The 19,303-nt window shown below is 42.0% G+C and carries 17 protein-coding genes; 13 read left to right on the top strand and 4 right to left on the bottom strand.

The genetic code is table 11. The features are described from left to right. Nucleotides 1–308 precede the first annotated feature (308 nt). The 5 genes from V7K97_RS01965 to V7K97_RS01945 all read left to right on the top strand — a co-directional run bounded on the left by V7K97_RS01965 (nt 309) and on the right by V7K97_RS01945 (nt 4,406). The gene (locus tag V7K97_RS01965) at nt 309–830 is read left to right on the top strand and encodes a LabA-like NYN domain-containing protein (protein ID WP_041565194.1); all 522 of its coding nucleotides are present in this window, start codon (nt 309–311) and stop codon (nt 828–830) included. Nucleotides 831–925: 95 nt separating this feature from the next. Then, the gene (locus V7K97_RS01960) at nt 926–2,530 is read left to right on the top strand and encodes a 2-isopropylmalate synthase (protein ID WP_334799022.1); all 1,605 of its coding nucleotides are present in this window, start codon (nt 926–928) and stop codon (nt 2,528–2,530) included. Nucleotides 2,531–2,684: 154 nt separating this feature from the next. Next, a complete protein-coding gene (locus tag V7K97_RS01955) occupies nt 2,685–2,993 on the top strand; it encodes a GNAT family N-acetyltransferase (RefSeq protein ID WP_334799021.1) in 309 nt (102 codons plus the stop codon). Between the two features lie 237 nt (nt 2,994–3,230). Beyond that, entirely contained in the window at nt 3,231–3,914 is a 684-nt protein-coding gene (locus tag V7K97_RS01950; protein ID WP_334799020.1) for an ester cyclase, read from the top strand. A gap of 93 nt (nt 3,915–4,007) precedes the next feature. Continuing rightward, on the top strand, nt 4,008–4,406 hold the full coding sequence (locus V7K97_RS01945) for a hypothetical protein (RefSeq protein ID WP_334799019.1): 399 nt from the start codon (nt 4,008–4,010) through the stop codon (nt 4,404–4,406). Between the two features lie 139 nt (nt 4,407–4,545). Here the strand turns inward: V7K97_RS01945 and V7K97_RS01940 are convergent, their stop codons facing one another. After that, complete coding sequence (locus V7K97_RS01940) at nt 4,546–6,999, bottom strand: HEAT repeat domain-containing protein (RefSeq protein ID WP_334799018.1); 2,454 nt, start codon at nt 6,997–6,999, stop codon at nt 4,546–4,548. 299 nt (nt 7,000–7,298) lie between these two features. On the opposite strand from V7K97_RS01940, the gene V7K97_RS01935 reads away from it, so the two are divergent. Further along, nucleotides 7,299–7,703, top strand: a complete 405-nt coding sequence (locus V7K97_RS01935; RefSeq protein ID WP_334799017.1) for a fasciclin domain-containing protein — start codon at nt 7,299–7,301, stop codon at nt 7,701–7,703. Between the two features lie 244 nt (nt 7,704–7,947). Here V7K97_RS01935 and sfsA read toward each other — a convergent pair whose 3' ends face one another. Beyond that, nucleotides 7,948–8,673 carry a DNA/RNA nuclease SfsA gene (gene sfsA, locus V7K97_RS01930; RefSeq protein WP_334799016.1) on the bottom strand — a complete coding sequence of 242 codons (726 nt, stop codon included), beginning with the start codon at nt 8,671–8,673 and terminating at the stop codon, nt 7,948–7,950. 240 nt (nt 8,674–8,913) lie between these two features. Between sfsA and V7K97_RS01925 the strand changes: the two genes are divergently transcribed. The 7 genes from V7K97_RS01925 (at nt 8,914) to V7K97_RS01895 (ending at nt 14,258) form a co-directional block, all read left to right on the top strand. Then, on the top strand, nt 8,914–9,582 hold the full coding sequence (locus V7K97_RS01925; protein ID WP_334799015.1) for a 2OG-Fe dioxygenase family protein: 669 nt from the start codon (nt 8,914–8,916) through the stop codon (nt 9,580–9,582). A 328-nt stretch (nt 9,583–9,910) separates the two neighbouring features. Beyond that, nucleotides 9,911–11,179 carry a tetratricopeptide repeat protein gene (locus tag V7K97_RS01920; protein WP_334799014.1) on the top strand — a complete coding sequence of 423 codons (1,269 nt, stop codon included), beginning with the start codon at nt 9,911–9,913 and terminating at the stop codon, nt 11,177–11,179. A gap of 42 nt (nt 11,180–11,221) precedes the next feature. Next, the gene (locus V7K97_RS01915; protein ID WP_334799013.1) at nt 11,222–11,875 is read left to right on the top strand and encodes an HAD family hydrolase; all 654 of its coding nucleotides are present in this window, start codon (nt 11,222–11,224) and stop codon (nt 11,873–11,875) included. Beyond that, nucleotides 11,875–12,651: a sulfite exporter TauE/SafE family protein gene (locus V7K97_RS01910; protein WP_334799012.1), complete on the top strand. Its 777-nt coding sequence runs from the start codon at nt 11,875–11,877 to the stop codon at nt 12,649–12,651. Before V7K97_RS01915 ends, V7K97_RS01910 begins: the two co-directional genes overlap by 1 nt. Nucleotides 12,652–12,943: 292 nt before the next feature. Then, a complete protein-coding gene (locus tag V7K97_RS01905; RefSeq protein ID WP_334799011.1) occupies nt 12,944–13,210 on the top strand; it encodes a hypothetical protein in 267 nt (88 codons plus the stop codon). Between the two features lie 72 nt (nt 13,211–13,282). Further along, complete coding sequence (gene hpxZ / locus V7K97_RS01900) at nt 13,283–13,669, top strand: oxalurate catabolism protein HpxZ (protein WP_334799010.1); 387 nt, start codon at nt 13,283–13,285, stop codon at nt 13,667–13,669. A gap of 31 nt (nt 13,670–13,700) precedes the next feature. Continuing rightward, the gene (locus V7K97_RS01895) at nt 13,701–14,258 is read left to right on the top strand and encodes an NUDIX hydrolase (RefSeq protein ID WP_334799009.1); all 558 of its coding nucleotides are present in this window, start codon (nt 13,701–13,703) and stop codon (nt 14,256–14,258) included. A gap of 243 nt (nt 14,259–14,501) precedes the next feature. Here V7K97_RS01895 and V7K97_RS01890 read toward each other — a convergent pair whose 3' ends face one another. Next, nucleotides 14,502–15,497 (bottom strand): PRC-barrel domain-containing protein, encoded by a 996-nt coding sequence (locus V7K97_RS01890; protein WP_334799008.1) that lies wholly within the window; start codon nt 15,495–15,497, stop codon nt 14,502–14,504. Between the two features lie 58 nt (nt 15,498–15,555). Continuing rightward, nucleotides 15,556–19,167 (bottom strand): chromosome segregation protein SMC, encoded by a 3,612-nt coding sequence (smc, locus tag V7K97_RS01885; RefSeq protein ID WP_334799007.1) that lies wholly within the window; start codon nt 19,165–19,167, stop codon nt 15,556–15,558. Nucleotides 19,168–19,303 lie beyond the last annotated feature (136 nt).

Genomic DNA, 19,303 nt, shown 5'->3' with positions numbered 1-19,303 from the left:
TACCCTCAGCAAATTCTATACCTCTTTAGGAGTAAACTTTAATGTTATGCAGCGATGAATGCTGTTACTGAGTCAATTTTATTGGTAGATTTTGATCACCCCATAGCTCTTGCAGTGCTGGAAGTGAATAAGGGTTAGCACCCAGGATCTCAACTCCAATGTTGCAGGCGTTTTTATGCCTTGAAAGAGGTAGGATAAAAGCTATAGATGAAAAACTGCTTTATGGATATTAGCAAACAAGGCATTTGAAAATTGCTATAATCTATTGTTCAATCTAAATTCATATATATTATTAGGTGTAAATTTGTATGGGTTCTCCAATGAATCGTCTGTCTATTTTTGTAGACGGAAACAATATGTTCTATGCTCAACAAAAAAATGGCTGGTTTTTTGACCCACGGCGCGTCTTGGAATATTTCAAACATGAGCAATCAGAAACAACATTAATTAATGCATTCTGGTACACTGGCTTGAAAGACCCACAAGATCAACGAGGTTTCAGAGATGCTCTAATCAGTCTAGGATATACAGTCCGAACTAAAATTCTCAAAGAATACTATGATGATACGTCAGGTCGTTACTCGCAAAAAGCGAATTTAGATATTGAAATTGTTGTAGATATGTTTAATACAGTAGACCAGTATGACCGAGTAGTATTATTCAGTGGTGATGGGGATTTTGAAAGAGCAATTGAACTATTACGCTCCAAAAATACACATATTACGGTAGTCTCAACTGAAGGAATGATTGCTAGAGAGCTACGCAACGCTACTGATAGATATATAGATTTAAATGATATCAGAGATCAAATAGAAAAAACCGAAGGTTAGTAGTCTTAGCAATTATTTACAAAGGTAAGAGTAAAAGAAAAACTAAGGTTGAAGATATATTGCGCCACAAGTAAAAACTAAACAACAAAGGGCAAATGACAAACAAAACAGATCGAATCATTATTTTTGATACGACATTGCGAGATGGAGAGCAGTGTCCGGGAGCGACTTTGAATATAGACGAAAAGCTAGTTATTGCCAAACAATTAGCTCGTCTGGGTGTAGATGTAATTGAGGCGGGCTTTGCATTCGCTAGTCCGGGAGATTTTGAAGCAGTCAAGAAGATTTCTCAAATTGTCGGCACAGAAAATGGCCCGGTAGTTTGTAGTTTGGCAAGAGCCATTAAAGCAGATATTGAAGCCGCCGCCGAAGCATTAAAACCAGCAGTTAACGCCAGAATTCACACATTTATTTCCACTTCAGATATTCATTTAGAGTATCAGTTGCGGAAGTCACGGGCAGAAGTGCTAGCGATCGCCAAAGAAATGGTAGCCTATGCCAAGTCCTTCATGACAGATATAGAATTTTCGCCAATGGATGCGGCGCGTACCGATCCAGAATTTCTGTACCAAGTATTAGAAGGTGCGATCGCAGCTGGTGCAACAACAGTTAACATTCCCGATACAGTAGGTTACACCACCCCCAGCGAATTTGGAGCCATGATTAAGGGCATTATCGAAAATGTCCCCAACATCGACCAAGCGATTATTTCCGTTCACGGTCATAATGATTTGGGCTTGGCTGTTGCTAACTTCTTAGAAGCCGTGAAAAATGGCGCACGGCAACTAGAATGTACAATCAATGGCATTGGCGAACGTGCCGGAAATGCATCATTAGAAGAATTAGTAATGGCGTTGCACGTCCGGCGGCAATATTTTAACCCCTTCTTAGGAAGACCAGCAGATTCTCAAGAATCCCTGACAAATATCGACACCCGACAAATTTACAAAACTTCACGCTTAGTTTCCAATTTGACGGGAATGTTAGTACAAGCAAATAAAGCGATCGTGGGTGCCAATGCCTTTGCCCATGAGTCTGGAATTCACCAAGATGGGGTGTTAAAAAACAGACTCACCTACGAAATTATGGATGCCCAATTGATTGGCTTGACAGACAATCAAATAGTTTTGGGCAAACATTCAGGGAGAAATGCTTTCCGCACGCGGTTAAAAGAATTGGGCTTTGAGTTGTCGGATACGGAATTAAATAAAGCATTCGTTAGATTCAAAGACGTAGCAGATAAAAAGAAAGAAATTTCCGATTGGGATTTGGAAGCGATCGTTAATGATGAAATCCAACAAGCACCCGATTTGTTCCGAGTAGAGTTGGTGCAAGTTTCCTGTGGTAGCAACGCTAAACCCACGGCTACAGTCACCCTGCGGACTCCAGAAGGTGAAGAATTAACCGATGCTGCGATCGGTACTGGGCCAGTGGATGCAGTTTACAAAGCGATCAATCGGGTGGTGAATGTGCCCAACGAATTGATTGAGTTTTCTGTGCAGTCAGTAACAGCCGGTATCGATGCCATTGGAGAAGTGACGATTCGTTTACGTTATGAATCTAAAGTCTTTTCTGGTCATGCAGCGAACACAGATATCATCGTGGCATCCGCGCAAGCTTATGTAAATGCGTTGAATCGGTTGTATGCATCTTTGCAAACTCAAGAAAAGCCAGAGGAAGTAACTGCACAGAAAGTCTAAGCTTGTATCTGTCAAGCTGCCAGTTTTTAGCTGATGCTATAGCGTTTCTCATTCAGATGGGGTACAACGTTATATCGCAAGGTGTAGGGGCACGGCATGCCGTGCCCCTACGGGTGTACTTTGGGGAGGAGTTTTTTGTGAGTTCCAAAAAATCGTGAGAAATTATGCTGACAGAAAAACATATCACTATCAGAGAAGCCTCCAGCAAAGAAGATTCACTGATTGCAAAACACCGAATATTTTTAAAGATGAATACCGCAAATTTGGATATATTTGGGGCGTTTACGTTGAACAATCTTACCGCAGACAAGGCATTGCCAAATCTCTAACTAATAGAGCAATTGAATATTTAAAAGCGATCGGTTGTACGCGAGTAGTTCTTAACACCTCGCCATCAGGTAAAGCAGTTTACTCCAGCCTCGGTTTCTCTGAAGGAAATGTAATGCAATTAGATTTGATTTGATTTAACAAAACAGAATTCATTTCTGAATTCTGTGTAACTAGCGGATGAAGAAACCTAAATCCGATAAGATAAGTTTCTAGCTCAAGAAGCATCCGTGTTTGCTCATATTCGGATTTGTACAACAAGTAAAGTTTATTGAGTTGATTATGAATATTTTTTACTTTTTTAGATTTTTCTATTTACTTGTATGCATAAAACATTATTCTTAGAAACGACGTTTATAATCAGTCAGCTTGTATGAGTAGCGATAAAACAACAGAATTGCCACTCTGGGTACAAGATAGAGATATAGTTATTGCTCATGATGAAGAAGTACAGTGGCGAGAAGGAAAACGCCCGGATTATTCATACACCAATGAATTTCTTCATCAAGAGAGTAAATTTCAGCATCCAGAAGGTTCTTTAGAAGCGATGTCTACGACGGGCTGCGCCTACGCTCAAAACTTAGTCCGCACTTTTGAGATGGAAGCTTCTAATAAATCTAATCCTCAACAGTGGCTTTCGATTGTTACTGATAAGTTTAAAATGAGTACCAATGGCGGACAACAATTCACTGCTCAGGATGTTGCAGATGAAGGTACTTATAACCTGTTTTTGGGTGAAACTGAGCAATACAGTTCTGAAACAGAAACCTTTGAATCTTCATTTCAAGTTTTTCATACAGCCTTCCCTAATGGCTTTCTTTGGGAATTAACAGAAGTACTTTCTGGTCCGCCTAATGTTACCTTTAAATGGCGACATTGGGGAACATTTAATGGTTCCTATAAGGACTATGCACCCACAGGTGAAACAATAGAAATTGTAGGAGTTAGTATTGCTCGCGTCACTGATGATTTGAAGATTGAGTCTTTAGAGCATTATTTTGATAATAATGTCTTTCTTCAGAAATTAACCGTAGGTGGTTGTCCTTTCCATTCCTAAAATCAGTATATATAGTGTGCGTTACACCATAGGCTAATACCATTTCACTAAAACCCTGATACATATAGATTTCTCGTAGGGGCACAACATGTTGTGCCCCTACCCGTGTACTTAATTTACCTGAAATACCCAGAAGCCCTTGCTGCTGCCAGGGCGATTCAGGATGAGGATTATCGTGCCATAGCCTTGAGTGCCTTAGCCCAGAATCTGCCAGAGTTATTGCCAGAAGCCCTTGCTGCTGCCAGGGCGATTCAGTTTGAGGGTTTTCGTGCTGAAGCCTTGAGTGCCTTAGCTGACAGTTTGTCACAAATGCCATCTAGGGAACTTTTCCCCCTTTGGCAAGATACACTTCATGAGCTATCCCTTCGCACTCGCCATAATTTGCTGCAAGATATCAAGGCATTGTTTCCAGTTATCTTTGCATTAGGTGGTCAAGTAGCAACGGTAGAAATTGCCCGTGCGATTGTGGATGTGGGGCGATGGTGGCGGTGATTTAACAGGGATTTACAATGCCCCTACCTAGTAACTATTCAAAAGAGAATTGCTATAAAGAATAAACAATAAATTTCAGTTAAATGCATATCACTACCCAGAAAGAGGAATTTAGCTATGCTTACATCAATGCGATCGCTCATGGTATTACTGTTTGTACAGTACTAACTGCTGTGACTGAAGGTGTAAACCCAGCCAGCTTACCCAACTTCTGGGGTACAAAATCCGTTTCTTTGCTGCCTTGAACCTCAGATAAGTAGCAATCTCGCACTGCCAATAACAAGCCTTTAATGGCATCTTGTCTGCCTGTTTTGACTAAATCATCTGCCTTTTTGAAAAAAGCCGATCGCCATATACCATCGTTATTGCCATAGAATTCTATTAAATGCCAACCGGCAAGATACTCAGCTAAAGGGTCAAGACAGAAACGGATTCTGTCTTTGGCAGAACCGATAGTTTGAATTAGGTGCAGGCGCTTTTCCAGATAACTGAGGTGTGCTTCGGGGTTATCAATACCCAAATTTGCTAATGCAGCAATAGCATCGGCACGCTTGGCGGTTCCCGGTTGATAGCTTTGCTGCAAACATTCCCAGGCGATGGTTTTGGCAATTTGATGAACAGTGCGGTCATCAAATTGATCGTCTGTAACATCACGATTGAGTTCATTGATATAACCCAGCATCAAATTGGGGATATTCTCTGGCAACGCAGAAATATTAGATGCAACCTCTCTACTGGCGATTAACTGTTCAGCATAAAGTTTAGCCAGCAGAACAGTGATATTATGTTGACCTACCATCAGAGAAAGACGGTTACAAGCGTCAAAAAATTCCTGATCGGTAAAGCGATCGCGTTTACCTCGCTGCATCAGATAAGCTTCCATAAAGGACGATAGTTTATTAGCCTCAATCCGCAAGGGTTTAATTATCGTCTTATTAACCCGCCCCAGCTTTTCCTCAATTCGGGAAGTAATCACCAGCGCATTCACCGGAAACTCTGGGGACTCCGGCTCAATTGCTTCTCGTGTAGTAGCATTCATTTCTGAGAACCGGTCTACAATCACTAGAATCCGTTTCTTTCTTAACAAACGTAACAGTAATTCTTGACAAATCGGCTCTGGTTCATCAATTAAAGCTTGCAACTGTCCTCTGATAGCTTCTAAAAGCGGCAACTTACCTTCAGTTAACCGAAATTCTTCTTCCAAAAGCACAGGTAACATCAAGTGTTTGCAGAGTTGTTGGTCTTCAGCCTCAGCCATTGCCCATCCAGCTATTTGACACGCTAAACTGGTTTTACCTACACCCCCTTCCCCGGTAATTACTAGGCAGCTACGTTGTTTGTCGAAAGTTGAGCGCAAATTCTCATTCATAAGTTGAGGAACTGTTATACCATCCAGAACAACAGGAATGGGAATGTAACAGACGCGACTGCTAACTGTATCCTTTTTGGGAAATTGTTCGCGGGCTGCTTCAATATATTTAGCTACCCATGCATCTAATACTCTGGGATGGTAATGAAACCAGCCAACAAATAGCACATATCGCAGAGGTACATTGACACTGATAAATGGGAGAGAAAAATCTGTATAAGGTTTGAGGGCGTTGTTAATTTTCAACAACCACAAAGGGGCTACCCGCAAGAGAATAAACCACACAGAAGGTAATAAGATCAGGTAGGCGGCAATTCCCAATAATAATTTATGCCCAAATAGCCATTCTAGAACTCTATCAAACAGGCGAGTTTCTTTTTCTGCTTTCAGGGCATTGAGAGGGCGACGTATCAGCTTACTGTCCGTCTCTGTGAATTTATCTTTGTGTTCTTGGATAGTTGTCAATACCTGCTCAAAATCTAAGATGACTTTCTGCAACTTTGAGCTAGGTAAAGCATTTGCTTTATCCTGAAAGCCTGCCGCAATTCCTCCTAAACCTTTGAGCGCACCTAAACGCACGTAAAACTGGTTATCATTCAACAGGGCAATTAAATTAGGGACAGAGGATACTGCTTCTGTACCCATTGCACCCAGAGCGTAGGCAGCATTGTAACGGACTGTGGGGTTATGATCTTTTAAGGCAGCAGTTAATACTGGGACAGCTACTTTCGCTTCTACACCAATTTTCCTGAGTGCAGAAGGAACATAAATGCGAACGAATTGCTCCTTATCTTGTAATGCCGCCATCAAGGATGGAACTGCTGCTTTGGCTGCTGTACCAATATTTCCTAAAGCTAAAGTGGCGTACAGGCGGACTTGTCCATCTTCATCGTGCAATGCCGCACTTAAGGCAGAAACGGCTGGTGCTGCTTCTGCACCCAAATCTCCTAAAACCGAAGCGGCGTGCCAACGAAGATTAATATCCTGATTTTTCAAAGCTTCAATCAGAGATGGCACTGCTGGCGAACCGATATTAACTAATGCATCTGCGGCAATGCTACTGATGTGGGCATCATTATCTATTAGCTTCTGAATCAGGGGAGCAATTTTAGTGTCAGTAGTGATTTGCGCCCAACTATTGCTTGTGCATAGTAGGAACAGTGTCAGGCATAAGACAACCACCTTGAGCGCACTAAGTAATACTTGTCTGGTGTGCTTTGTCATTGAATCGGATTGAATCACCCGATGAACAACTCCAGTCAGAGAAACTATACCTAGATTGTAATCTAACTGTGAATGTGGGTTAGCGATGTCTACGACGGGCTATTCGGTGTCGCACCTGCGGAATCTGGGTTGTAACTCATCCACGCAGATCACATATAATTCTTTACTTGTATAAAAATATATATAAACTTTTATGATATCAATAAAAAATTTTATTTTACATACGCCTAACGATAGATGGATTTTATTAAAGAAATAGTTTAGATTTGTAACAAGTTACACAGAACTAGGTAAAACACATGGCAAACATACTTGACACTGCCAAGAACAATGGTTCTTTCACGACACTAGTTGCAGCAATCCAAGCAGCTGGTCTGGAAGATACACTCAAAGGCGCTGGCCCATTCACCGTCTTCGCACCTACTGATGAAGCGTTTAAGAAGCTTCCAGCAGGTACAGTAGACGCTTTACTGAAAGATCCTGCAAAGCTCAAGAAAATCTTGACCTATCATGTTGTATCAGGTAAGGTACTGGCTGCTGATGTAGTTAAGCTGAAGACAGCTAAAACAGTTGAAGGTTCAGATGTAAAAATTGACGCTTCTAACGGCGTTAAGATCAATGATGCAAAAGTTGCAACAGCAGATGTTGCTGCTGATAACGGTGTGATCCATGTGATTGACACCGTTTTGATTCCTGCAGACTAGACCTATGACCAATCGCCAATCTATATGACATTAATCTATAGGGGCGTTAGGGCATTCTGTCTGTTTAATAAAGTTCATCGACTCCTCAGCAATAGCCGGGTTGGGTAAAAAGCCCATACTGTATTCGGTACTCCGAATCAGCAATGGGAGTATGTCACTAAACACCAACTAACAATAAATCCATCTAGACAGTATCTAGATGGATTTATTGTTTTATGGGTGTAGAGACGTAATTTAGATGTAATCAAATTTTTAGTTTTGCCAAACCCAAATAACGGATACCTTCGGGGGAAATGTCAAAACGGCAAGGTAAGACTTCTAAACCGAGAGCGATCGCATCCCGTAATAATTTACCATATAGAGGATCTGTGCGATCGCCAGGGGAGAACTCGATACAATCACCGCGATTGATAAAGTAAAACATCACCGCACGAGTTAAAGGTAGCAGCGCCATTAGTTCTCGCAAGTGTTTTTGTCCTCTTGTAGTCTCCGTGTCAGGAAATAAGGCTAATCTCCCCTCAGAAAAAGTTGTATTTTTCACTTCTAAATAAATCGGGCGTTCCTCATCACTGCCCGTTAAGAAAAAATCTACTCGACTTTTTTTATCTAACCCATAAACCACCTCGCCCTTGATTTGGCTATAGTCGCCCAATTCGGGGAAAAGATGTTTCGCCAAAGCTAGCTTTACCACCCGATTGGGCAAAAAAGTATTTATGCCTACCCAAGTCGGCTCATTGTCATGTACTTGAATTAGTTCTAAAGTGTAAGCCAATTTGCGGTTAGGATTATCGCTTTTGGAAAGCTGTACCGCACTTTGGGGAGTCGATACTCCAGTCATTGGCCCTGTATTGGGACAGTGTGCTGTCACTATTTCGCCAGAAGTAAGTTGAACGTCAGCAAAAAACCGCTTGTAACGCTTGAGTAAAATACCAGAATATAAAGGTGGATACCGGTAAAGCCAATCTATCATTATGAAACCTTGTTGCTGCTAGTAAATATACGTCGATTCCTTCCCCAGCGAACTCCCATCAGCAAATATTTTCAGCAGCGACTCCGCCTTGTGGCAGAACTTAAGCAACTTTATATATCATGGGTTGTCAATTTTTGTAGTCAAATTAACAACATATTAATAAAAAGTAGCATAGACTAAGTATTGTAAGCCTCCCAGAAAAAATCCGGGAGAATTTTAATGTGCAAGGAGGTAAATCCTATGCAAAAATTGTGGACAGAAACGGAATTAGAATATGCTTTTCTGTTTACTTTAAGAAAAGTAAATTCAATCAATCCAGAAGGTTTCAAGCCATTTTTTAGGAATATGCCTATTGACCCTTATATCAAAGGCAACTATCGTTCGAGAAGATTATCTCGATTCACAGTTTCTGGAAATCAGTTAATTAAATTACCTCATAGCTACCTCTTTCAAAGTAAAGAGTATAATCCATTAGTGGGTGGCATAAAAAGAGAGTTTGCCGAATTAGATGATGCACTCATAGAACTTGATATTTTTAGAAATCTTGTCTTAGCATTTAGTGATTCTTGCAAACTTCATCCGGAAGCAGAAATCGGAGTTCATCAAATTAGAACTATTTGCTCTCCAGATAATTTTGGGAATCCTGCACCTGAAGGTATCCATAAAGATGGCAATGATTTTATTGGCATCTTCTCAGTAGATAGAGAGAATATTCAAGGGGGAGAAACACATTTATATACTGCCAAAAAGGAAAAGCCTGTGTTTAGCAAGATTCTCAATCCCGGAGAAATCTTATTGGTCAATGATCGTGATTTTTTCCATTTCACCACTCCCATAAAACCACAGACTGACGCTCAAGGAAGTAGGGATGTTTTTGTACTGGCTTCTCCTAGCTTGCTTTCAGAATAATTTTAGTCAACTGTAAATATTTTACAATCTATGAGATATGGGGAATTGAATGTAGTCATTTCCCCAGCTTTTTTGTTTGTAATTGGAAATAATCTGGCTGAGAAAACGAAAGTTACATAGCTATTTTTACATTGTTGGAAAATACACTTAATAATTTTGGCAAATTCCCTTTATACAACTTAGGGTGCTGTGTTCGTTTGATTTTATCGAAAATCCGAAATAAAGCAAAGCCACAGTGAATACTTAGAATATTAAGGATGAGTGCATAGGTTAGACTACGAAACAAGCCTGCTGGAATTCAACTAACTGAATTAACCAAACAAATGCCATGAATGACGAACTTTACAATAGAGGATTGGAAAAGGCTAGGCAAAAAGACTACGCTGGAGCAATTGAAGAATTTAACCATGCTTTACAACTGACACCTTACTTTCCCGAAGCTTACTTACAACGGGGTTTGGCATATTATGACTCAGGAGCAATCCTTAATGCTGTTTCAGATTATACCGAAGCCTTGAAGCTAAATCCTGAGAGTGTAGAGGCATATTATTGTCGTGGATTGGCTAGGGTAGCGCTGAAAAATTTACCGGGGGCGCTGGAGGATGTGGAACGCGCGATTCGTCTCAATCTCAATTATGCTGCTGCTTATAATCTCCGGGGGATGGTGCGGCGCAAACAGGGTTATATTCAAGATGCGATCGCTAACTTTAAAAAGGCTGCACAATTATATCTAGAACAACAAGACAAAGAGAATTGTCGCCTCTGTCTAGAACGAATTAAACAGCTACAACCCAAAGAATTACCTGCCCTTCAGGAATCACGTTCCATTAATGCGCCAATTTTATCCACCAATGATTATTTTACGCAATTATTAGAAAAAGCTGAAAAGGGAGATACTCAAGAGGCACTCGCCGATTTAAACTGGTTATTAAAAGCCGATCCGCAAGATGCCCAAGCTTACTGCTGTCGTGGGGTTGTGCGTTGTAAAATGGGGAATTATCGAGAAGCGATCGCAGATTTTAATCAAGCATTGCGACTAAATTTTCAAGATGCCATTGTCTATCGTAACCGAGGCAAAGCCCGTTCTGTATTGGGAGATCATCAAGGTGCGATCGCGGATCTTAACCAAGCACTCCAGATGCAACCCCAAGATCCCTTAGTCTATATTGCCAGAGGTAATGCCTACCGGACAACGGGTAATTATCTCGGTGCAATTCAAGATTACACCCAAGCCCTACAAATCAATCCCGATGATCCTCAAGCTTACTACAATCGTGGCATTGCCTATACTTACTTAGAAGAAATGCAAAACGCCGTGGAAGATTATCAACGGGCGGCGAGTATCTTTTGTGAACAAGAAGACTGGGGAAATTATCAACAAGTCTTAAATAGCCTCGAAAAAATCCAGAAATTTAGTCCCGAGTCAAAAAAGCAAAAATATCACCTGCTACGTCAGCGACTTTTGCGAATGGTTGGGGGATACTGGGAAATTGCCGAAAGATTGATTCAGCAAGAACAGGATTACCATCCGGGTATGTCAGACGAGTGGTATTTGCAAAAAGTGATTGCTGATTTAGAACGCGATCGCAATAGATAGAATTGTAGTCCAGACTTGTTAGTAGTTCTTGTATATTAAGATATGCCTTCCTCCGCAGTCCTTTTTGATTTAGATGGGACTTTGACAGATCCTAAACCTGGCATCACTGGTTGCATTCAGTATGCGCTCTCTGAACTCGGTTATACACCACCGGATGCTGATGAATTGCATTGGTGTATTGGTCCACCATTGAAAGACACCTTTTCGCAATTACTCAAGACCTTAGATGACACAATAATTGAACAGGCTATTTCACTGTATCGTCATCGCTTTGCCACAATCGGATTATTTGAAAACTCCCTTTATCCCCAGATTCCAGAAATCCTAAAAGCCATTCGTTTTGCTGGTTATAAAACTTTTGTTGCGACTTCTAAACCATATATTTATGCTACAGAGATTATTGAATATTTTGGCTTGTCATTGCTTTTTGATGGTGTTTATGGTAGTGAACTTGACGGAACGCGGAGCATAAAAGGCGACTTAATTCACCATATTTTATTAACAGAAAAACTTTTACCCTCTATTGTGGTGATGGTAGGCGATCGCTCACATGACATTATTGGAGCCAAGCACAATCAAATCGCCTCAATTGGCGTTACCTATGGCTATGGAACCGAAGAGGAATTGAAAGCTCATGGTGCTGACTTAATTGCCCATTCTCCAAGTGATATTCCCAAACTTGTAATTCGTAAATAATGCCACCATCATTAACACTTTTCCATAGCTTACTTCTCTTTAGTACCGCTTTCATTGCAGGCGGCTTAAATGCTGTAGCGGGTGGTGGAAGCTTTATCACGTTTCCAACTCTCATCTTTACGGGTGTACCCCCGATCGCAGCTAATGCCACGAATAATACCGCGATGTGGGTGGCGGCTCTAGCCAGTGCTGGAGCATATCGTCAAGATTTGGGCATTGCTCGGCGAGATTTTTTACTTCTATGCGGTGTCAGTTTATTTGGTGGCATGATTGGCTCCATAGCTTTGTTGTATACATCACCAGATGTCTTTAAAAAGCTGATTCCCTATCTATTGCTGCTAGCAACAGTTGTATTTACCTTTGGCGAACCGTTCAAAAAGTGGTTGCAGCGTCAAAACCAGAATACATCACCGGAATCTGTACCGTTGTTTAATTTGGTACTAGCTCAACTAGCGATCGCCATCTATGGCGGCTTCTTTGGTGCAGGCTTAGGAATTTTAATGCTGGCAACTCTGACATTTTTAGGTATGAAAAGTATTCACAAAATGAATGCTTTTAAGACATTTTTAGGGAGTTGTATCAATGGTATTGCGATTATTCCATTTATTTTTGCAGGTGTAATTGCTTGGCATCAAGCTATTTTGATGGCAGTCGGTGGCTCTCTTGGTGGTTATTTAAGCGCCCATTATGCTCGTAAACTTGAACCCGACTCAATTCGGAAATTTGTCATGATTGTTGCCTTTACCATGACTACCTACTTTTTTATTCACGGTTAAGAACTGGGAACTACTCAGGGGTGATACAGCACTTTGCAAGTAAATGAAGTACACCCTTCTCTTGACAAGTGGCTACGTTAAAAAGTAAAAAGTAAAAAGAGAATCCCCATAAATAAATTTAGGGGATTTAAAAAGGATGCCTTGTTTCTTGCACTACGTGTATCGAAACAAATCTTTATTTCCTTTTCCATAAATAAATTTAGTTGCTCTCAAACCGATTTTATTCCTCTTTTTAACTAAGCATAGCAATGTACTGGAGTCGGGTAAAGTTCTAGCATTGGGTATAGGTTTTATGGGAGTAAGCTTGATTGTCTTTGCCCTATCCCGTGTGTTCTGGCTTTCGCTACTCTCATTATTTGCAGCTGGCTTCGGCTTTATTTTGCAGATAATTGCCGGACGGACTTTGCTTCAGTTGTTGGTGAGCATCTCAAATGAGTGTAAAAACACACCTGCCCTGGCGAATGGAATTCGCGGCTATACAGACAAAACCCACCTCCGTGGGTTTCAAATTCTTTTAGTCCGCGTAGGCGGACTTAGTTTGTGTAGCCGCGATTTCTAATCGCTTGGTATATTTGCAAAGGTGAGATGCTTCCTGCATAATCATTCATGATACCAAAAATTGGTAACAATAATGACTACTATAAATGACCCTACTGTTGTAACTGAAGTAACTGATTTGTACCTCAAGTATGAAGAAGCCCTTTCTAATAACAATTTGGAGGTGATGGATAGCTTGTTTTGGGATGCGCCCGAAGTAGTGCGGTTTGGAATTACAGAAAACCTCTATGGCGGCGATGAAGTTCGTAACTTTCGCCAGAATCGACCAAACCCAAAAATAGAGCGAGAAATCTCGAATCTCAAGGTTGTAACCTTTGGGAAAGATGCCGCAACAGTGACTTTAGAATTTCGCCGGATGATCAATGGTGTAGAGCGTTTCGGGCGACAAAGCCAGACTTGGTACAGGTTTACCGAAGGATGGAAGGTGGTTTCAGCCCATGTTTCATTATTGCCAGTGTGATGGTGCGAGAAGTTTTGATTTAGGAGTAGACATGACAACTGATTGGGTTGTATTAAAATCTAGACACATAGTAAAAGACAGATGGATTTCAGTACGCTCTGATACTTGCCAAATGCCTAATGGAACAATAGTTGACCCCTATTATGTTCTTGAATATCCAACGTGGGTTAATGTTGTAGCTTTAACCAAAAATCAGGAAGTTATTTTAGTAAAGCAATATCGCCACGGTCTGAAAAAAACAATTCTAGAATTGCCCAGTGGTGCTGTAGAGGCTGAAGATGTTTTCCCGCTGAAAGCTGCAAAACGCGAATTATTAGAAGAGACTGGTTACACTAGCAATAATTTTTTTGAAACTGGTATACTATCACCAAACCCAGCAAATCATACTAATCTAACCCATTGTTTTTTAGCAATAGATGTGGAAGGTGTAGCTGATTTAAAGTTAGATGTTACCGAACAAATTGATGTAGTTTTGTTGCCGCTGGAAAAGATAATTGAAGTTATTGATAATGGTATATTGCTGCAAGCATTACATATTAGCTCATTATTTTTGGCTCTCAAAAAACTTGGGAAAGTGCAATTTTATTAGAAGCAAAGAAGTAAAAATTCAATGCATAGCCGAGGTGTTGTCCTCTACGCCTCTATGGTTCGAGCGTTCTCAAAAATTAGCCCTCTCCTTGTAAGTAAGGAAAGGGCTAAATTAATCTTAAAATACTTCGTAATTTTCCAGTGGAATTACGAATTAGGTTAGCGTGGCATTAGGAAGTCCGTGTACTCTTACGGGGAAGCAAGCTACGCGCACCGTCTAGTAGAGAGCGTCATTATTAATTAGTTAATATCCGCCTTCTTCTTCGTATTCTGGCTGTCTTTCCTTGACTTTCTTGGGAATATTCACAGGCTTCGGCGCATCTTCCCAAGCATCGCCCTCTACGTCGTCATAATCATCGTATTCGTCAACATAAGGCTTGCTATAGGGCTGGGCTTGATATTTTAGCGGCGGCTGCGGTTGTTGATACCTGTCGCTGCCTGTTGCCTCGCTCCAGTTATCTTCTTCCTCATCCTCTTCGTATTGAATAGATTCATACTGCCGCGCCTTCATTACCTGACGCTGTGGCCTTTCTTCTTCCACATAGTCTTCATTCCATTCTTCTTCCCGCGCTACGGGTTCGGGGGCGCGAACTTTTTGTCTGGGTGGCTGCAATGGCACTCCACTAGGTAGTTGGTTTGGTGCTGCAATTGTACGTGGTGGAGTATAGCCTTCTTCTTCTATATCTCGCTCCCACGGTGCTTTGCCGATACCCAGACGCTCTAGTAAACCAGATGTCAACTGATTTACTCGTTCTTCGGCTCCCTCAAACACAATCAACCGATTGGGGCCAGTGCTGACAATTTCATCTACTGAAAACTCGTAAGTACTCAAGATTTGGTCGGGAATTTGGGGCAATCCTAAAGAAGCAATGACTATAGATTCAAGCTTGCCGGTTTCGCCGTTGAACTTGAAGCCCCGAACTTTGCCTAATACTTCACCTGTTTCTGTGATTACTTCCCAGTTAATTAGATTACTGAGAGATTCAACTTCGATATCTTCAATGACATCTTCATTATCAACCAGGATGACATCACCAATCTGGCTGATGTTGTTGAGGTACATATAGCGCGGTATGCCCGAAATGGAGATCAGGCTGTCTCGCAAACCAAGAGCCACAACCTCTCGTTGATCTATATCAACCCAGACTTGACTGATGATGCCTAGCCGCTTGCCGTTGTCGCGGGTAATCACCTGGGTATTTAATATGTCGGAACGCCTAATTATCTGTTCGGAGGTCATTCTATACCGAGTCCTGATCTCGAATCCGGTTTATCCATACACTATTATTAACAAAAACTCAAGCAGATGTATTGGATGATTGTAACTTAATCCCCAAAACTTGAGTGTAAGCTCCTCGTGCTTGAGTAACGCCAATTGTGCGTTCGGCTGATTCTATCATCGGACGACGCAAACTCACAACTATAAATTGCGCTTGTTGTGACTGTTGTTTAATCATTCTAGCTAATCGCTCTACGTTTGCTCCATCTAGAAACATATCTACTTCGTCAAAGGCGTAAAATGGCGATGGACGGTAGCGTTGCAGGGCAAAGATAAAGCTCAAGGCTGTGAGTGATTTTTCTCCGCCAGACATGGAAGCTAGGCGCTGTACGGGTTTGCCTTTGGGGTGGGCGACTAAATTCAGTCCACTGCTAAAGGGATCTTCGGGATTTTCAAGTTGCAAGAAGCCGTCGCCGTCGGAAAGAATGGCGAAAATTGATTGAAAGTTTTCGTTGACAGCATCGAAAGCTTCTTTAAAGGCAAGTTGCCGCAATGTGGTAAAGTTTTCAATCCGTAAAAGTAATTCGGTGCGTTCCCCTTCTAGTGTCTCTAATTTTTGGGTGAGTTCCTGAAGGCGGTTTTGAGTGCGTTCGTATTCTTCCAACGCCAGCATATTAACAGGTTCCATTGCCTGTAAGCGTTTGGTAAGCGATCGCAATTCTTTTTGCAATTCTTCTAAATCTACCTGATCTGGTACTTCCGGCAACGGATTCGGTAATTCTGCTCCCACATCCCGCAACTGGCTTTGTAAAGCAACTAATTCCTCCCGTCGCTTCTCTTGGATTTCCTTAAGTTTTTCTATTTCCCATTGCAATTGTTGTTGGCGCAAAAGGTGCGATCGCACTTCTAGTTCTGTAGCGTCGCGTTTTTGTTTCTCTTCTCCCAAATTTTGCTCCATTTCACTCAACGATAAACGGGTTTGGGTGATTTGGTCGTCTATCGTTGTGATTTGTGTGGAGACGCGATGAATCGCGTCTCTACAAGAGATTTGTTGGGTTTCGTATTCGGTGATTCGCGTCTCTGCTTCTTGGATTTTCTCTTGCAATCGCTGTTGCTGATTTTCCAAATTTTTTAATCTTTGTTCGGCTTCCCGTAATGCCGTTTCGCGTTGTTGCAATTGTTGCTCTTGAATTTTAATTTTTGCCTGGATTTGTTGCCATTCGCTGGGAGTTTGAGATGCTTCCAACTCTGCTAAGGCGTGTCGCAATTGTTGCAATTGATTTTCTTGTCCCGGTAATTCCCGCTCTAAAATTTCTAATCGAGATTGAGCAGTGCCTAACTTTTGGCTGTTTTGGGCGAGTTGCGATCGCGTCCCCTCTAATTGCGTTGTTAAACTCTTAATGTCTTTCTGCAACTGTTCCAATTGCAACTGCTGTTCGCGCCGCGCCTGACGCGCTTCGGTGAGTTCTTGGGTGAGTTTTTTTGTTTTGATTGACAAAGTAGCGATCGCTTCAGTACAACGCTCTAAAACCCGCTCAATATCTACCAAGCGACTTCTGAGAGCGATCGCTTCATCAGATTCCGCCGCTTCTGCATTACCAAACCGCAACGCTGAACGCTGAGTATTACTACCACCAGTCATTGCACCACTGGTTTCTAATAATTCCCCATCTAAGGTAACAATGCGATACAATCCTAAGTTTTTCCGCGCCGCCTCCAGGTTGGCAAATACTACCGTGTTACCAAAAACATAACTGAATACATCTTTGTAACGGCGATCGCAATCCACTAAGTTAACAGCATAGTTAACGAAGCCGTTAGCGAAACGCAGCGTTGCATCTTGAGTAAATTTGGGAGCATGAATTTTATTTAGTGGTAAAAAAGTCGCTCTCCCTGCACGTTTCTGTTTGAGCAGTTCAATCCCGGCGGCGGCGATGCTGTCATCTTCTACTACAATATGTCCCAAGCGTCCACCGGCAGCCATCTCCAAGGCTAGCTGATGGCGGGGTTCCACCTTTGCTAACTGCACAACTAAGCCACAAAGTCCAGGCATTGCCGATTGTAAAATTACTTTACTAGCTTGGGTTCCTTGGACTTCTTGTTGTGCTTGGGCTTGCGCCTCGATTTTATCCAACTGGCGTTGTTTTTCTCGTTGCTCAGAAAGTAACCGCTTTTGGGTTTCCTGTTGGATTTGTAATTCTTGCTCTGTGGCTGAGAGATTTTGGGCTAAATTTTGGATGGGTTCGCTAGAGGTGTGAAATTCCGTTTCAACTCGACTGCATTCAGCTTGTTTTTCTGCTAACAGGGGTTCGTCGCGTTCAATTAACTGAGTTTGCTCTTGGATCAGCTGCTGTAATTGATTATTGCGTTCTCTGAGTTGTGCTTGTTCGGTGCGTTGGGGTTCTAGGGTGTGCAGCAAAGCTTCAATTTGACGGTTGAATGCCGTTTGTTGCTGCACCCACGCTTCCGAAGCCGAGGCGATTTCTGCTGCTGCTTCGCGGGAGGTTTCTAGAGCTTGCTGTGTTTCATCTCTTTGTTGCTGGGAAGACGCGATGAATCGCGTCTCTACAATTTGGGTTTTGGCAATTTCTTCTAGGGAAAGATGGTGTTGTTGAATTTCTTGTTGAGTTTGAGCTAGACGTTTGGCGGTTTCTTGGGAAGTCGTTTGTAATTCCGTGAGTTGACGCTGGAGTTGTTTACGTTCTGCTTCTTGGGTGGCGAGGGTAGATTGTACCGCCAAAAGTTCCTCTTCTCCCAATGCTTTGACATGGGCATTGAGTTGTTCTAGTTCCGCAGTTTTTTGGACGATTTGGGAATTTAGGTTTGTGAGTTGGCTAGTGAGTTCAGTCGAATTGCGATCGCCTGTTTGAATTTCGTTAACTAACTTTTCTTGTTGTGCTTGTAGCGATCGCCATGATAATACAGCTTCCCAAGATTGCTTCGCTAGAAATTCCGTGCGGAGTTTTTGATATTTCTCAGCTTTAGCCCGATCTTGGGAAAGGCGATCGCGCTGTGCAGTTAATTCTGTCTCAATAATCCGACAGCTATCTTCCTTTTCCTTCACCTCATCTAAAGTTGATTTGGCTTGGACAATTTTGCGATCGAACGCCGCCACCCCAGCCAATTCATCAATAATTTCCCGCCGTTCCCGTGCATTCATCGAGATAATGCTGGTGACATCTCCTTGCAGCACCACGTTGTAGCCTTCAGGATAAACCCGCAGGTTACTTAGTTGCCCATGTAATTCTGTCAACGTACAAGCTTCACCATTGATATAGTAATTCGACGTGTAACTTCCTTGGTGAGTGACTCGCAGCCTTCTAGTAACACTCCATTCAGTTGGGCGTTGGGCATTGGGGAGTGGGGAGTCGGAAATTTCTACTTCTTCACTTTGTGCCTTTGTGTCTTTGTGTGAGATTTCATCTGACAAATCAAAAGTCACAGTGACGCTAGCCTCAATAGAAGCCCGTCCTTTAGCCGTTTGAGTGTTATTTACTAAATCCGGGAGGCGATCGGCTCGCATTCCCTTAGAACTGGAGAGTCCGAGGCAAAATAGCAGTGCATCGAGAATATTAGATTTACCCGAACCATTTGGCCCAGATATGACGGTACACCCCGGTAGCAATGGGACTGAGGTAGTGCCACCGAAGGATTTGAAGTTGGTAAGTTCCACGCGCTTGATATGCACCATAGGCCGTGGTTCACTGGGCTAATGAAGAACAAGTGTATCAACTAATTAAAAATTCGCAAGAGGGTAGGTGAGAATTCAGGATGATCGAACCGCTTCAATGATATTGGTGGGTGGTGATCCTGGCGCTCTTAAGATA

The organism is Nostoc sp., assembly GCF_036917815.1.
Taxonomy (GTDB): domain Bacteria; phylum Cyanobacteriota; class Cyanobacteriia; order Cyanobacteriales; family Nostocaceae; genus Nostoc.
Note: the sequence above shows the minus strand (reverse complement) of the source record. Positions and strands in the feature narration are given on the sequence as shown.

Bases quoted from the DNA above. Each gene is read 5' to 3' on its own strand.
- V7K97_RS01965 (WP_041565194.1), top strand. From the start codon at position 309: ATGGGTTCTCCAATGAATCGTCTGTCTATTTTTGTAGACGGAAACAAT.
- V7K97_RS01960 (WP_334799022.1), top strand. From the start codon at position 926: ATGACAAACAAAACAGATCGAATCATTATTTTTGATACGACATTGCGA.
- hpxZ (WP_334799010.1), top strand. From the start codon at position 13,283: ATGACTACTATAAATGACCCTACTGTTGTAACTGAAGTAACTGATTTG.
- V7K97_RS01940 (WP_334799018.1), bottom strand. From the start codon at position 6,999: ATGACAAAGCACACCAGACAAGTATTACTTAGTGCGCTCAAGGTGGTT.
- V7K97_RS01920 (WP_334799014.1), top strand. From the start codon at position 9,911: ATGAATGACGAACTTTACAATAGAGGATTGGAAAAGGCTAGGCAAAAA.
- V7K97_RS01935 (WP_334799017.1), top strand. From the start codon at position 7,299: ATGGCAAACATACTTGACACTGCCAAGAACAATGGTTCTTTCACGACA.
- V7K97_RS01925 (WP_334799015.1), top strand. From the start codon at position 8,914: ATGCAAAAATTGTGGACAGAAACGGAATTAGAATATGCTTTTCTGTTT.
- V7K97_RS01950 (WP_334799020.1), top strand. From the start codon at position 3,231: ATGAGTAGCGATAAAACAACAGAATTGCCACTCTGGGTACAAGATAGA.
- sfsA (WP_334799016.1), bottom strand. From the start codon at position 8,673: ATGATAGATTGGCTTTACCGGTATCCACCTTTATATTCTGGTATTTTA.
- V7K97_RS01915 (WP_334799013.1), top strand. From the start codon at position 11,222: ATGCCTTCCTCCGCAGTCCTTTTTGATTTAGATGGGACTTTGACAGAT.
- V7K97_RS01890 (WP_334799008.1), bottom strand. From the start codon at position 15,497: ATGACCTCCGAACAGATAATTAGGCGTTCCGACATATTAAATACCCAG.
- V7K97_RS01910 (WP_334799012.1), top strand. From the start codon at position 11,875: ATGCCACCATCATTAACACTTTTCCATAGCTTACTTCTCTTTAGTACC.
- smc (WP_334799007.1), bottom strand. From the start codon at position 19,167: ATGGTGCATATCAAGCGCGTGGAACTTACCAACTTCAAATCCTTCGGT.
- V7K97_RS01905 (WP_334799011.1), top strand. From the start codon at position 12,944: ATGGGAGTAAGCTTGATTGTCTTTGCCCTATCCCGTGTGTTCTGGCTT.
- V7K97_RS01895 (WP_334799009.1), top strand. From the start codon at position 13,701: ATGACAACTGATTGGGTTGTATTAAAATCTAGACACATAGTAAAAGAC.